Origin of the sequence: Pseudomonas sp. LjRoot277, assembly GCF_964253845.1 — a bacterium.
Taxonomy (GTDB): Bacteria; Pseudomonadota; Gammaproteobacteria; order Pseudomonadales; family Pseudomonadaceae; genus Aquipseudomonas.
Map to the genome: position 1 here is coordinate 4,264,829 of NZ_CAXURI020000001.1, position 14,694 is coordinate 4,279,522.

Here is a 14,694-nt window from a genome sequence, read left to right on the forward strand (position 1 = left end):
AACAGAGGACTCCACCATGTTCAGCAAGCACGACCAGATCAAAGGCTACGACGACGAACTGCTGGCGGCGATGAACGCCGAAGACGCACGGCAAGAGCACCACATCGAGCTGATCGCTTCGGAAAACTACACCAGCCAACGGGTGATGGAAGCGCAAGGCAGCGGCCTGACCAACAAGTACGCCGAAGGCTATCCGGGCAAGCGCTACTACGGTGGCTGCGAACACGTCGATGTGGTCGAACAATTGGCCATCGACCGCGCCAAACAGTTGTTCGGCGCCGATTACGCCAACGTCCAGCCGCACTCCGGCAGCCAGGCCAACGCTGCGGTCTATCTTGCGTTGCTGCAGGCCGGCGACACCGTATTGGGCATGAGCCTGGCCCACGGCGGTCACCTGACCCACGGCGCCAAAGTCAGCTTTTCCGGCAAGTTGTATAACGCCGTTCAGTACGGCATCGACACCGCGACCGGGCTGATCGACTACGACGAAGTCGAACGCCTGGCCGTCGAGCACAAGCCGAAGATGATCATCGCCGGCTTCTCTGCCTATTCGAAGACCCTGGACTTCCCACGCTTCCGGGCGATTGCCGACAAGGTCGGCGCTTATTTGTTTGTCGATATGGCCCACGTTGCCGGGCTGGTAGCAACCGGTCTGTACCCGAACCCGATTCCCTTTGCCGATGTCGTCACCACCACAACCCACAAGACGCTGCGCGGTCCTCGTGGCGGCCTGATCCTGGCCAAGGCCAACCCGGAACTGGAGAAAAAACTCAACGCCGCAGTGTTTCCCGGCGGCCAGGGCGGCCCGCTGATGCACGTGATCGCCGCCAAGGCTGTGTGCTTCAAAGAAGCGCTGGAGCCGGCCTTCAAAACCTATCAGGCGCAAGTGATCCGCAACGCCCAGGCGATGGCCAAAGTCTTCATTGATCGAGGTTACGACGTGGTGTCGGGCGGTACCGACAACCACCTGTTCCTGGTCAGCCTGATTCGTCAGGGCCTGACCGGTAAAGACGCCGACGCAGCCCTCGGTCGTGCCGGCATCACCGTGAACAAGAACGCCGTACCGAACGATCCGCAATCGCCGTTCGTGACCTCCGGCCTGCGCATCGGCACGCCGGCGATCACCAGCCGCGGTTTCAAGGAAGCCCAGAGTATCGAGCTGGCGGGCTGGATCTGCGACATTCTCGACCACCTCGGCGATGCCGATGTCGAGGCACACATCGCCCGGCAGGCTGCCGCGATGTGCTCTGATTTCCCTGTCTACCGCGACTAACCTGCAGCGCGATCCGTAGCAGCTGGCGCAGCCTGCGTTCGGCTGCGCAGCAGTCGTGAAATCAGGCAATGCGGTGTTTCAGAAAAACCTCGCACTCAGGTTTTACGACTGCTGCGCAGCCGAACGCAGGCTTCGCCAGCTGCTACAGGTCGCGTTGTGGGCCTGCCCTCCCGCTCGCGCAAAAGGAAAAAGTACATGAGCACTCTCGTGGAATCGACCGGCAAAGCACCGGTAAAAATGCAAGTCGGGGTCAAACTGCGCGGTGCAGAAAAGGTTGCGCGAATTCCGGTGAAGATCATCCCGACCGATGAGTTCCCACGCAAACCCGACTGGATTCGCGTACGCATTCCGATCTCCCCCGAGGTCGACCGGATCAAACAGCTGCTGCGCAAACACAAGCTGCACAGCGTCTGTGAAGAAGCCTCCTGCCCGAACCTCGGCGAATGTTTTTCCGGTGGCACGGCGACTTTCATGATCATGGGTGACATCTGCACCCGCCGTTGCCCGTTCTGCGATGTGGGCCACGGCCGTCCAAAACCGCTGGATGCCGACGAACCGATGAACCTCGCCGTAGCCATCGCCGACCTGCGCCTGAAATACGTGGTGATCACCTCGGTGGACCGCGACGACTTGCGCGATGGCGGCGCCCAGCATTTCGTCGATTGCCTGCGCGAAATCCGCAAGCTGTCGCCGGGCGTGCAACTGGAAACCCTGGTGCCGGATTACCGTGGCCGGATGGACGTCGCCTTGGCGATCACCGCCACTGAGCCACCCGATGTGTTTAACCATAATCTTGAAACCGTCCCGCGCCTGTACAAAGCCGCACGGCCGGGTTCGGATTTCGAGTGGTCACTGGATCTGCTGCAGAAGTTCAAGCTAATGGTCCCGCATGTACCCACCAAATCCGGCCTGATGCTGGGCCTTGGCGAGACCGACGAGGAAGTCATCGAAGTCATGCAGCGCATGCGTGAGCACGATGTCGACATGCTCACCCTCGGCCAGTACCTGCAACCGTCTCGCAGTCACTTGCCGGTCCAGCGTTTCGTGCACCCGGACGTGTTCGCCTGGTTCGCCGAGGAAGGTACGCGGATGGGCTTCAAGAACGTTGCGTCCGGTCCCCTGGTGCGCTCGTCCTACCATGCTGACCAACAAGTTCAGCGGGCAACGAACACTGTGGATTCCCTCCTTACTGCTGGATTCGATTCCCCTTGAAAGCCTCATGCCGCGCCTCGTAGACGACCAATAAACGCCATCCTTGAAGCAGTCTTTGCCAACCCGCCCGGTGGCGCCCGCTCGTTGAGCGGGACCGCCGGACAAGTCCGCGGACTCAGCCCTTGGCCGCCATCGCCGTGACTTCCACGCGCATGCCTTCAACTGCCAGGGAGGCCACGCCAACGGCGGCCCTAACCGGCCAGGGCTTGGCGAAGAAGCGCTGGTAGACCTCGTTGAAGGCGGCGCGGTCGGACATGTCGGTGAGGTAGATGGTCAGATGCAGAACCCGGTCCATGGAACTGCCGGCGTGCTCCAGCGCTACCTTGAGTGCCTGCAGGGTGCATTCGCTTTGCAGGGTGATGTCGCCCAGTTCCAGGCTGCCGTCGGCGCGGGTGGGGATCTGAGTGGAGACCAGCAGGCCGCCGAAACCGGCGACATCCGAGGAGATGGATTCTGGATCAGGATCGGGGAGAAAGGTGAGGTCGTGGTTTGCCATGGGTGTCTCTTGCTTGAGGGGTGAAGGGGCTGTCGAGTATATAGCGGCACCCAGGGAAAGGTCATTCCAGCAGCGAGACCAGGCGCGGCTCAATTGAGGTCTCAAACACCTCAAGCAGAGCCAGCGTCACCGGCAGCTTGAAGCGCCGGCGTCCCGCGCTGCCGGGATTGAGATAGAGCTGTTCGCCGCGCCATTCTATGCGGGGCTTGTGCGAGTGGCCGGTGATCACCAGCCTTATGCCTGCATCAAGCACGGCTGGGATATCGGCACTGTCATGTACCAGCAAGGTCTGCCATCCGTTCAGGTCGAAACATAAGCAGTCGGCGAGATTTTCTGCCCAAGGGGCGTCCAGATCATTGTTCCCGCGGACCACGTGCAGCGGGGCTATTGATGCCAGTTGATCGAGGATTTCGGGGTTGCCGATGTCGCCCGCGTGAATAATCCGTTCACAACCCTGCAGTGCAGCAAGGGCTTCAGCGCGGAGCAAGCCATGGGTATCGGAAATCACGCCGACTTTCATGCAGCGCTCCAGACCCGGTTCAAGCATCGGCACCTACTCCTCAAAGCGACCGGTGGCGTCACGGTCGCGCTCGTATCGTCTAGTGAGCGGAAACGGCGGCAACCAGGACTCGCGACGCACGATCCAGCTTTCGTAGGTTGGCATCAGTTGGTCAGGGGCATCCAGGGATCCCAGGTTCACTTCGATTTCGTCGTCGGTGCGCGCAAAAACGGACGAGCCGCAGCGGGGACAGAAAAACCGCCCGGCGTAGTCGCGTGTTTCGCCTTCGATCGTCACCGCACTCTGAGGGAATATCGCGCAAGCTTGAAAAAGCGCCCCATGATGCTTGCGGCAGTCGAGACAGTGACAAAGGCCGACCCGATAAGGGAGTCCCGACGCCTCAATTCGGACGTTGCCGCACAGGCAACCCCCCGTGAATCGCTCCATGCTGCGTCTCCTCTAAAATCAAACGGTCGGAATGTGATCCCCCGACTCAAGGCGCATTAACCACGACATAAGTCACATCGCTGCCCTGATACTGCGGTTGATACCAGGTTGAACCGCACTGCATGTAAGCCGTGTTGTACTGGATGACTTGCACGCAACTGGGGGGCAATTGCGCTGGCGTGAAGATCGACCCGACCACTGCCGCTGTCACCGCGACCGTTGCGGTGACGGCCGCCGCCGTGGCAATCGGATGGTAGTGATCGTCGTAGCCATAGCGGCCATTCCCGTCGACGTCGATGTCCACGTCGCGGCTGTTGTCGATGTTGACGTTACGGTTGCTGTTGTTGACGTTGGTTCGGTTGCCGACCGTGTTTGCGGTATTGGCCCGATTGCCCGCGTTGACGTTGGTAGCGCGTTGCGCGGTATTACCGGTGTTGATGCGCTGAGCCCTTGGGGCCGAGGGCGGTGGCGCACGATTGACCGATGCCCTGGCGTGCCCTTGGGCGCGCTGGGGTCGGGCGTCCACATAAGTGACCAGGCTCAGCGTCAGTACCGAGGTGGTTACGAGCGATAACAACAGGCTCCACGACACCGTCCTGTTCATGTCATTCCCCTCCCTGATCACTGACTTTCTTCAAAGGAATCGCCACATCGCCCTTACGCGGTGCGAAGGTGAAGATCGAGTCCTTGATGCCCGGCTTCAGGTTCCAGCGATACACCGCGCTGTATTCCGGAAAACCCGGCTCATCGGTGGTAGTGATCACCAGTTTGCACGGCAACGGCTTGTCGGATCGGGTGATCCACAACTGCCAGTCAACGCCCTCCTGCCGAAAGGCCAGGTGATCACACAATTGCCCCTTGATCGTCGACGGGCCGACGTACAGCGCCTCTTTCAGCGCATCGATCTGTGTCTGATCGCTGCCAAACAGAAACAGATCCTCCATGGGCACCTGAATCCCGTAATGGTGTTCTATCAAGTGCAGCGTATCGGAGACTTCAGGCGGTGCATCCACGGTGGTGTAGTACTTGAGAAACGGTGAATACTGGGTCAGTTTCTTGCCGTTGTAGAAGAACTCTCGCGTTCGCACATCGCCCTCCGTCTTGGCATACATCCGATCGCGACCCACCACTTTCAAGACCGTAGAGGCCTCGGTCTTGATCTTCTGGCCAGACTCCAGAACGGTATCCCGGGACACTTCGGCGTCTACCTGAAACGTCGGCAGACTGCGTAGGTAGGTGCCCATATCGATGAGTTTATCGACCACTTGCGGGTTGATCGTCGGGGTGACGTCCGGTGTTGGCGGATCCTCGGCACGAGCGCCCGGGGCCAGCGCAAGGGTCAACAACAGGCAGACAACACTCGCGTTGGCTTTCATTGATCCCGCTCCTTGGCCTGTGCACGACTTTTAAGCCTAGACCCGGCGTGACCCGTTCGCCAGAAGGGCTCAAAACCCTATGGGCAAACCTGATTGGACCACTCTATGATTGAACCCCATGACCACCACGCCTCCGATCCGTCAACCCTGCCCGCCCGGCGCCTGCGACTGCGGGCGTGACCCGCTGCTGGAAACACCGGGTGCGGACGTGCGCATCCTGTTTCTGACCCGATCGGAAGAAAAGCGCCTGGTCGAACGCCTGGAAAACCTCCAGAGCCTGAGTGACCTCGAGCGTCTGCAACAGCGGATGTATGAGCAGTTGGGCATCCGCGTAGACATCGTCCCCAGTTTCAACGAAGTACGCACCATGCGCGGTATCGGTATTAACCTTAGCGAGCAACCGGGGCTATGCCGCAAAACCCGTCAGTCGATCCCGGCCGCGATTCGTCGCGCACTGGAGAAGCGCCCGGAGATTGCCTACGAGCTGCTCAACGCCAACGACCTGTTACGCGATGCGTGAACTCAACCCCATGAACGTCGTCCTCGAATTCCCCGTCACGGACGACATACTGACGTCATTCGCGCTGGTGATCGGCTCTGATCTGCAGGGCTATCGCAATCACATTTATCGGGTGCTGAACTTCTATATCGCGATCAGCGGCATCACCGGTTTGCCGTCCGAAACCGTGCAGATCGCGGCGGCCTTTCATGATCTGGGCATCTGGACCGACCGGACCCTCGACTATCTGGAACCGTCGGTTCGCCTGGCTGAGGGTTATCTCGCCGACCGGCAACTGTCGCAGCTGAGCAGCGAAGTCACGGCACTGATCCAGGAACACCACAAAGTACGGCCCTATGGTGCCGCCCATGCACTCAGCGTCGAGCCCTTCCGGCGAGCCGATGTCATTGATGTAACCCTCGGCACGGTGACATTCGGCCTGCCACGGGAATTCATCAAAACGGTGAAGTCGACGTTTCCCAATCATGGGTTTCACAGGATGCTGATCAGGCTGACTGCACGACAATTCCTTCGTACTCCCCTACGGCCAATGCCGATGTTTCGTTGGTGATACAGGTGTCATCCACGGACTGATACAAAGGCAACGAAACAGGATCAGCGGTCATACGCAGAGTCTGGCCTGCTGCTATGCCTTCTCATGGGAGCAGTGGTTTCAAGCCAGTCAGGGATGAAGCTGGACACTCAAGCGTGACCGTGGTCCCGGCACCCGCCAGGTGCGCGAAGAGCAACAGGTGCCAATCCGTAGCAGGAGGTGGCAAATGTTATTCATAGTCAATTGGTCTATCAGTTCGGCAAATCGTAACAGCGCGATCGGGCGTTTCCTCAAGACCGGGGGGGCTCCACCCGCTGGCGTCAAAATGCTGGGACGCTGGCACGCCGTCGGTGGTGCATCCGGTTTTGGCGTGGCAGAGGCCAGTGATCCGGCAGCGATTCAGAAGTGGGTGCTGGAATGGAGCGACCTCATGACCATGGAGGTCCAGGCGGCACTGACCGATGAACAGATAGCGCCGCTGCTGGCGGCCGCTGTCGGCAAGCAATAGTTGTTGAGGCGGCGAGCCGGGCTTGCCGCCTCATGCCCTCCCGCACGTCGAACAACACATTCCCTATGGCCGATCCTGGCACGGATTGAGGACTTCGTCTGGTTGAAATATCAGCGATCGTCTGAATCCACAACTCTGCTGTAAAGCCCATGAAACAAAGATCTGCGGCTGAAAAACAAATGACTGGATATTTCACGATTCGTACCTACGCTCTTTGCGGGGGATCCAATTTTTTCATGGGCGGTCGGGGGCTCGTCTCAAGGTACTCACGCTACTGCGCAGGAGCTCGACATGAACCGGACAACGTTATCAACGGCATTCGCTGTATCAGTACTGTTGGCTGCAATGGTTCTCCCCGGCATCACTCAAGCTGCCGACAAAACAGCCCCCAACATTGTCGTCATCATGGGTGACGATATTGGCTGGTCCAATATCGGTGTCTACAACCAGGGCATGATGGCCGGTCGAACACCCAACCTCGACCAGCTCGCCGCTGAAGGCATGCGCTTTACCGACTATTACGCCGAGGCCAGTTGTACCGCCGGGCGCGCCAACTTCATTACCGGCGAACTGCCGATCCGTACCGGAATGACCACTGTCGGGCAGGCCGGTTCTCCCATTGGTATTCCCGCCGAAGCCGTCACCATCGCCACCACACTCAAGTCCATGGGTTACTCCACCGGCCAGTTCGGCAAGAACCACTTGGGCGACTTGAATCAGTTCCTGCCGACCGTGCATGGTTTCGACGAGTTCTTCGGCTATCTCTATCACCTCGACGCCATGGAAGATCCGGCGCACCCCAATTACCCGCAAGATCTTCTGCCCACCGTTGGCCCACGGAACATGGTTCACAGCTGGGCCACGACGACTGACGATACGACCGTGATGCCGCGCTGGGGCAAGGTCGGCAAACAGAAAATCGAAGACGCGGGCACCCTCTATCCGGAGCGGATGAAAACCGTCGACGACGAAATTCGCGACAAAGCCTTCACCTTCATCGACAAGGCCAAGCAAGACAACAAACCGTTCTTCCTGTGGCTCAACCCGACCCGCATGCACATCGTCACTCACCTCTCCGACAAGTACCAAGCCATGCGCAACGCGCAAAATGGCTGGTCGGAACAGGAAGCCGGCATGGCGCAGATCGACGACATCGTTGGCGACGTGATGGCCAAGCTGAAAAAAGACGGCATGGATGACAACACCATCGTGATTTTCACCACGGACAACGGCGCTGAAAACTTTACCTGGCCGGATGGCGGCACCACGCCGTTTGCCATGGGTAAAGGCACGGTGATGGAAGGTGGTTTCCGGGCTCCGGCGATCATTCGCTGGCCGGGCAAGGTACCTGCTAACCAGGTGGCCAACGGCATCATGTCAGGCATGGACTGGTTCCCGACCCTGGTCGCGGCGGCGGGCAACCCGAACATCACCGCAGAATTGCTCAAGGGCAAACAACTGGGCGATACCAATTACAAAGTGCACCTGGACGGCTATGACCAGACACCGATGATTACCGGCAAAGGTCCATCGAATCGTCATGAGATCTTCTACTTCGGCGAAAGCACGCTGGGCGCTATCCGTATCGATGACTTCAAGTACCGCTTCATTGACCAGCCTGGTGGCTGGCTAGGGGCAAAAACCACGCTGGACGTGCCGGCCCTGACCAACCTGCGTCTCGACCCGTTCGAACGCGCCGGATGGCCGGAAAACATGGCGGCCAATGGTTCGCTGGAGTATTTCGAGTGGTTCAAATTCCAGTTCTGGCGCTTCGTGTTTGTGCAGCAGCAGGTGGTCAAACTGGCTGAAACAGCGGTTGAGTTCCCGCCCATGCAAAAAGGCGCGAGCTTCAACCTCGAGGCCGTCAAAGCCAAGATCGAAGCAGCCCGGGCGGCCATGGGCAAGTAAGGAGTTGAATTCGCGGGGGGCAGCGCTCGCCACCCGCGTCCATGACGGACATTTGCTGAGGTAACCCATGCAGAAAAAAACATCCGCCCTGCCCGCCATTACCCTGTGTGCCCTGTGCAGTCAGCACGTTTACGCCGGCGGCATCATGCTCTACGAAATCGGCACCGATAACGCCGGCCTGGCCAACGCCGGTGCCGCGGCCCGTGCTCAAGGCCCCTCGACCATCGCCAGTAACCCGGCCGGCATGAGTTATCTGCCCGGCACACAGATCACCGGTGGTTTGCAGGTTCTCTACGGCGACCTGAGCTTCGATCGCGACTCGAACACCAACGGCACCGGAACGGGTAGTGGCAACGCCCTCGACCCGATTCCCGGTGGCAGTTTCTTCATCAGCCATCAATTCGACGACCACTGGAGCATTGGCTTCGGCCAGTACGCTGACTTTGGCCTGGCGGTCAATTACGACAACGAATGGTCCGGGCGCTACTTCGCGCAAGACGCCAGCCTCGCCGGTTTGTCTTTCGTGCCCAGCGTGGCATATCGCTTTAACGAGCAATGGTCGGTGGGCGTCGGCGTGAAAGCCATGTACGGCATGCTGCAAGCCCAAACCGCGATCGACCGCGCGCCTTTCGGCTTCACCGACCGCAGCGACGGCCAGTTCAAGTACAAAGACAACGATTGGGGTTTTGGCGCGAACGTGGGAGTGATCTATGCCCCACAACCCGGGACCCGCATTGGCCTGGCCTACACCAGCAAGGTCGATCTGGACTTCGAGGACGGGCTGGACGTCAAAGGCGACGGGCCCGCGCTGGAGCGCCTGGACGGCCTGAACACCCAACTCGACATGACCGTGCCGCAAACGGCAACACTGAGTCTGTTCCAGCAACTCGACCCGCAATGGGCCTTGCTGGCCTCGGTCAACTGGCAGGACTGGTCAGAGTTTGGCGATATCGCGGTGCAAGTCGACACCACCGCGTTTGGCGCTCAATCGACGACGGTCGACGCCCATTTCAAAGACACCTGGCAACTGGCGCTCGGTGCGCAGTATCAGGCCACACCGCAATGGCTGTGGAACGTCGGTGTGGCGTACGACAGCAGCGCCGTTTCGGACGGAAACCGAACTTTTACCGTGCCCATGGGCGAATCCTGGCGCATTGCGGCCGGAGCCACCTATGCTCTGAACAAGGTCACCGACATTAATGTCAGCTGGGCCATGGTCTGGTTGGGCGATATGCCAGTGGACCAGACCAAATCCACGTCGGGTATTCGAACTTCCGGCGAGTTCGACAATGCCTGGATTCAGGCTTTGACCGGCAACATGACCTGGCGCTTCTGATGCCCTGCTACTGAAAAAAACGACTTAATCCATGGAGCGAACACCACTATGAACTTGTCCCGAAAACTGTTTATTGGCGCTGCGCTGGCCAGCCTGCTGCTCGGCGGTTGCACCTCGAAAGTCACCGAGCGTGAGCAGTATTCCGGTTTCCTGTCCAACTACAACAACCTGGAAGAAGTGACGACCACCAGTGGCGAGAAAGCCATGCGCTGGGTGAGCCCGTCATGGAACCCGAATGCGTATGACACCGTGGCCTTCAACAAGCTGGAGCTGTACCCGGCGCCCAAGCCCACTGAGCGGGTGAACCAGCAAACCCTTGACGAGTTGCAGAGCTACATGACCAGCAAGGCCAAAGGCGTGCTGGGCCAGAAATATCGGGTGGTGTCGAGCGCGAAATCAGCGCCGACCGGTTCAAAACCCCTGATCCTGCGCGCGGCGATCACCGGAGTGAGTGCCTCCAACGAAGGCATGAAATGGTACGAAGTGGTGCCGATCGCGGCTGTAGTCGGAGCGACACAGGCCGCCACCGGTCACCGGGATCAGGACACCAACCTGTTCATCGAGGCTGAGTTCATCGACGCAAGAACCAATCAAACTGTGGCCAAAGTGATGCGCAAGGTATTTGGCAGCCAACTGTCGAACGAGAGCCAGAAGATCACCACCAAGGATTTCAAAGTGGCGATCGACAAGCTGACCAGTGACCTACAGGCATTCATCAAGTAACCCCCCTTGTAGGAGCTGCCGCAGGCTGCGATCTTTTGATCTCGATTTTGTCGGTGTAACAACCGTCGCCAAGATCGCAGGCTACGCCAGCTCCTACACCGATCATGTTCACCCCAACCGCTATTTTTTCATTCCGACCCGCCGCCGCATTTCGGCGGTGATCGACTGCCGGGTTTTCTTCAGATCCGCCCAAGGCTCATCACCGACCTCGGCCAGACGTTCATGCACAGTGTGCACGGTCCACTGATTGCCACCCTTGAGTTCAGCCACCTCTTCGCGAAAGATCGGCACCGACACCGGCAGCCCTTCGCGGGTGCGTACGGCGTAGGCACAGATGGTCGTGGCGCCCAGACCGTTGCGCAGGTAATCGATGAAGATCCGCCCTACCCGGTTCTTCGGTCCTGACACAGCGGAAAAACGCTCCGGCAGCAACTTGGCCATGTGGCTGACAATCGCGTGGCTGAAGTCCTTCACCTCATCCCAACCCAGCTTGCGGGTCAGTGGCACCACCAGGTGAATCCCTTTGCCGCCACTGGTCTTGAGGAACGCCCTGAGCCCCAATTCATCGAGTACCGAGAGGGTCAGTTGAGTCGCCTCGACCATGCTTTTCCAGGGCAGCGCCGGGTCCGGGTCGAGGTCGAGGACGAAGCGGTCGGGTTTGTCGAGGTTGTCCGAGGTGACGTTCCAGGTGTGCAACTCGACGGTGCTCATCTGCACGGCGCCGACCAGCGCTTCGGCGTTGTTGATGATCATCACCGGTTGACCGGTGAGTGCCTTGTCCAGGGTGGTGATTCCCGGAATGGCCAGGTGCTCGGCGTTCTTCTGGAAAAACAGTTCGCCGGCGATGCCGTCCGGGGCGCGTACCAGCGCCACGGGCCGGTCCTTGAGCTCGGGCAAAATCCATTCGGCGACGCTGGCGTAATACTCCGCCAGTTGCACTTTGGTGGTGCCGCTGCTGGCGTCGATCACCCGGTCCGGGTGAGTGATGCGGACCTTGCCCTCGCCCAGGCCGATTTGTGAGGGCACGGGCGCGGCTTTCTTTTTGGCAGGGGTGGAAGGTTTTTCGGCAGTGGTTTTTTTCGCGGCTGAAGTCTTCATGGCTTTCGGACGCTCCTCGGTAATGTCGTCGGCAGGTTTGTCGTCACGCAGGCCATGGAACACCGCGTGACGGACTGAACCTTCGTTGGTCATTTCGGCATAAGCGACCTCAGCCAGCAGCGTGGGCTTGAGCCAGTGCACACCCTTGGCGTCAAAACCGCTCGGCGCGTTGACCACTGAAATCTTTTTGGTCTGCAACGGTTTCAGTTGCTCGTAAATGCGCTTGAGCGTCGTCTCGTTGAACCCGGTGCCGACCTTGCCCGCGTATCGCAACTCACCACTGTCGCGGTCGTGCAATCCCAGCAGCAGCGCACCGAAGGCATTGCGCGAGCCTTTCGGGTCGGTGAAGCCTACAACCACAAATTCCTGCCGATGCTTGCACTTGAGCTTGATCCAGTCGCTGCTGCGCCGCGACACGTAAGCCGAGCCCAGACGCTTGCCGATCAACCCTTCCATCTGCATTTGGCAGGCGCTGTTGAGCAAGGCTTCCGGTTCTTCACTAAAGGCATCGGAGAAGCGCAGCAGCGGGTCTTGGTTGGGGTTGAGCACGGTCGACAGCGCAACCCTTCGCTCCTCGACAGGCACCTCGCGCAGGTCCACGCCGTTGAGGTAAGGCATGTCGAACAGGTAGTAGACGATGTTGCCACTGCTGCCAGAGTCAAAAGCGTTTTGCAAGGCCTGAAAGTCCGGCACGCCCTGCTCGTCGGCGACCACCATTTCCCCGTCGAACCAGGCCGACTCGAGGCCCAGCGTCGCCAACGCCTCGGCTTGCCTGGGCAGTTTGTGGGTCCAGTCGTGACCGTTGCGGGTGAACAGTTTGACCTCGTCGTGGTCGATGCGCGCCATGATCCGATAGCCGTCGAACTTGATCTCATAGCTCCACTCGCCGCCTGGGGCCTTTTCGACCAGCGTCGCCAGTTCCGGTTTGAGCAACTCCGGCAATTTGGCTTTGCGGGCGCCCGTCAATGGCGCCGACGTTTCCTTACGCGTCGGGGCGGCTGGTTTTTTAACGGGTTTGGATTTGGCAGCGGTCTTCGGCTTTTTGGCCACGATGGTCCGGTCACTGAGCACGCTGTCGGGCTCGGCGGCGACCACGTCGTAATCGCTTTCGGGTTTGGCCGCGCCGTCCTGATGCTTGATCAGAAACCATTGCTCCTGCTTGCCCGGCATGTGCGTGCGCACCAGGTTCCACAGGCCGCCGAGCTTCTCGCCTTTTAGCTCGAATTTGAGCTTGCCCTTGGCGTAAGCCTCGGCCGGATCGTCCTGGGGAATCCATACCCCCCGGTCCCAGACAATCACCTCGCCGGCGCCGTAATGCCCTTCGGGAATGCTGCCCTCGAAGGTGGCGTAATCCATCGGATGGTCCTCGACGTGCACCGCCAGGCGCTTGACCTTGGGGTCCAGTGACGGGCCTTTGGGCACTGCCCAGCTTTTCAGCGCGCCATCGAGCTCCAGGCGAAAGTCGTAATGCAGGCGCGAGGCGTCGTGCTTCTGGATGCAGAACTGCAAGGCATGGTCTTTCGCGTTTTTTTTGCCCGAACGTTTGCCGGCGGCCGGTTCAGCGGTCGCCGAGAAATCGCGCATGCGATTGTAATCGTCCAGGCTCCTGCTCATGGCGCACCGGCTGACGTAACGGTGCCCCCGATGCCCGGGCCGATCCGCGTGACGATCAATGCGACGACGGCAATGCGTTCCACCCGCTGATAGCCAGGGGTCAACAGTTCTTCACCGAACACATCGGGGTCGAGTTCGTGGTAGGTCCAGCCGAACATCGGCGATTCCAGATACGGCGTCACCGCATCCAGAAACGGGTCGAGACCATCGATCATCGCCACGCCGGTGTACAGCACCAGGGAGCCACCGGGGGCCAAGCGATACAGGGCTTGCTCGACAATGCGCAACGACAATTGCGCACCCAGCGCGCCGCCGCCATGCCGGTAAGCACGCTCGGTCGGGTCGGCCATGTAGGGCGGATTGGCGACGATCAAGTCGAAGTGGCCGTCGACGTCCTGCAGCACGTCGCTGGCCTCGATGCTGACGTTGGCCACCTCGGCGAGCGCGACGTTGACCGCCGTCATGCGCAACGCCAACGGGTTGATGTCAACGGCCAGCACTTCGGCCTCACGGCGTGCGCGGGCAATCACAATCGCTCCGACGCCAGCGCCGCAGCCGATGTCCACGGCGCGCCTGATCGGCGCGAAGCTCTGTTGCAGATGGGTGTGAATCAGTTGTGCAAAACGATAAGTGTCAGGGCCGAAGAACACCGCGTCAGCGGCATCAGTGGGGTAACCCGAATGCACGAACAACAGGTCATCGAGGCTTGACCAGCGCACATGACTTTTCAGTCGACCATTGCATTCCTCTAGGACGCCTGCCTGTTGCAACTGCCGCTGCTCATCCACCGACAACAGACCGGGATCAAACCACCGCGACCAACCGAATACTTCGCGCAGGGTCCGGGCGCTTTGCCCGAAGACGCGATCATTGACCCGCTGATGGGTCAGCGGCGTTGGCGTGATGAAACGGTAACCGTCGGCCTGCAAGCGGCGCCCCAATTGCAGCAGGGCCAGGTCCGCGGCGCTAAGCTGTGCTTCCTGATTCATGAAGGGCACCCTATCGAAAACCGGATTTGCTCGTCGGCGGCAAGCCCTTTAAGTGTAGCGTGCAGGCATTGGACATCCGGGTCATTGGCGGGGCTCAATCAGCACGTTTCTACATCAGCAGAGCGACACCTCTGGAAGAAAATTCCATCGGCGTTGAAATCGC

General features: G+C 59.8%; 15 protein-coding genes. 8 read left to right on the plus strand and 7 right to left on the minus strand.

Translation table 11 applies throughout. The annotated features are described in order from the left end of the window. Window positions 1–16: 16 nt before the first annotated feature. Together glyA and lipA are read left to right on the plus strand one after the other, a co-directional pair. Window positions 17–1,273 carry a serine hydroxymethyltransferase gene (gene glyA / locus ACSQ87_RS20015; RefSeq protein WP_223433691.1) on the plus strand — a complete coding sequence of 419 codons (1,257 nt, stop codon included), beginning with the start codon at window positions 17–19 and terminating at the stop codon, window positions 1,271–1,273. Window positions 1,274–1,468: 195 nt separating this feature from the next. Continuing rightward, window positions 1,469–2,485 carry a lipoyl synthase gene (gene lipA / locus ACSQ87_RS20020; RefSeq protein WP_436274196.1) on the plus strand — a complete coding sequence of 339 codons (1,017 nt, stop codon included), beginning with the start codon at window positions 1,469–1,471 and terminating at the stop codon, window positions 2,483–2,485. 115 nt (window positions 2,486–2,600) lie between these two features. Here lipA and ACSQ87_RS20025 read toward each other — a convergent pair whose 3' ends face one another. From ACSQ87_RS20025 to ACSQ87_RS20045, 5 genes are all read right to left on the minus strand, one after another. Continuing rightward, entirely contained in the window at window positions 2,601–2,981 is a 381-nt protein-coding gene (locus ACSQ87_RS20025) for a RidA family protein (protein ID WP_436274197.1), read from the minus strand. 61 nt (window positions 2,982–3,042) lie between these two features. Beyond that, on the minus strand, window positions 3,043–3,501 hold the full coding sequence (locus ACSQ87_RS20030; RefSeq protein ID WP_223433330.1) for a metallophosphoesterase family protein: 459 nt from the start codon (window positions 3,499–3,501) through the stop codon (window positions 3,043–3,045). Between the two features lie 33 nt (window positions 3,502–3,534). Further along, window positions 3,535–3,927, minus strand: coding sequence for a GFA family protein (locus ACSQ87_RS20035; protein ID WP_095131633.1), 393 nt, complete (start codon window positions 3,925–3,927; stop codon window positions 3,535–3,537). Window positions 3,928–3,973: 46 nt separating this feature from the next. After that, window positions 3,974–4,531, minus strand: coding sequence for a hypothetical protein (locus ACSQ87_RS20040; RefSeq protein WP_223433325.1), 558 nt, complete (start codon window positions 4,529–4,531; stop codon window positions 3,974–3,976). 1 nt (window position 4,532) lies between these two features. After that, window positions 4,533–5,303: a DUF2092 domain-containing protein gene (locus ACSQ87_RS20045; RefSeq protein ID WP_223433324.1), complete on the minus strand. Its 771-nt coding sequence runs from the start codon at window positions 5,301–5,303 to the stop codon at window positions 4,533–4,535. Window positions 5,304–5,421: 118 nt separating this feature from the next. On the opposite strand from ACSQ87_RS20045, the gene ACSQ87_RS20050 reads away from it, so the two are divergent. The 6 genes from ACSQ87_RS20050 to ACSQ87_RS20075 all read left to right on the plus strand — a co-directional run bounded on the left by ACSQ87_RS20050 (window position 5,422) and on the right by ACSQ87_RS20075 (window position 10,830). Then, window positions 5,422–5,823, plus strand: coding sequence for a hypothetical protein (locus ACSQ87_RS20050; RefSeq protein ID WP_223433323.1), 402 nt, complete (start codon window positions 5,422–5,424; stop codon window positions 5,821–5,823). Next, window positions 5,816–6,373, plus strand: coding sequence for an HD domain-containing protein (locus ACSQ87_RS20055; RefSeq protein WP_436274198.1), 558 nt, complete (start codon window positions 5,816–5,818; stop codon window positions 6,371–6,373). The genes ACSQ87_RS20050 and ACSQ87_RS20055 overlap by 8 nt, the downstream gene beginning before the upstream one ends. Window positions 6,374–6,581: 208 nt before the next feature. Then, the gene (locus ACSQ87_RS20060; RefSeq protein ID WP_436274199.1) at window positions 6,582–6,863 is read left to right on the plus strand and encodes a DUF3303 domain-containing protein; all 282 of its coding nucleotides are present in this window, start codon (window positions 6,582–6,584) and stop codon (window positions 6,861–6,863) included. A gap of 291 nt (window positions 6,864–7,154) precedes the next feature. Further along, complete coding sequence (locus ACSQ87_RS20065; protein ID WP_436274200.1) at window positions 7,155–8,771, plus strand: arylsulfatase; 1,617 nt, start codon at window positions 7,155–7,157, stop codon at window positions 8,769–8,771. Between the two features lie 67 nt (window positions 8,772–8,838). Further along, entirely contained in the window at window positions 8,839–10,107 is a 1,269-nt protein-coding gene (locus ACSQ87_RS20070; RefSeq protein ID WP_223433319.1) for an OmpP1/FadL family transporter, read from the plus strand. A gap of 48 nt (window positions 10,108–10,155) precedes the next feature. Continuing rightward, window positions 10,156–10,830, plus strand: a complete 675-nt coding sequence (locus ACSQ87_RS20075) for a DUF3313 domain-containing protein (protein ID WP_436274201.1) — start codon at window positions 10,156–10,158, stop codon at window positions 10,828–10,830. 120 nt (window positions 10,831–10,950) lie between these two features. Here ACSQ87_RS20075 and ligD read toward each other — a convergent pair whose 3' ends face one another. Both ligD and ACSQ87_RS20085 read right to left on the minus strand, forming a co-directional pair. Next, window positions 10,951–13,542 carry a DNA ligase D gene (gene ligD, locus ACSQ87_RS20080; RefSeq protein WP_436274202.1) on the minus strand — a complete coding sequence of 864 codons (2,592 nt, stop codon included), beginning with the start codon at window positions 13,540–13,542 and terminating at the stop codon, window positions 10,951–10,953. After that, entirely contained in the window at window positions 13,539–14,531 is a 993-nt protein-coding gene (locus tag ACSQ87_RS20085; RefSeq protein WP_436274203.1) for a methyltransferase, read from the minus strand. The genes ligD and ACSQ87_RS20085 overlap by 4 nt, the downstream gene beginning before the upstream one ends. Window positions 14,532–14,694: the final 163 nt, after the last annotated feature.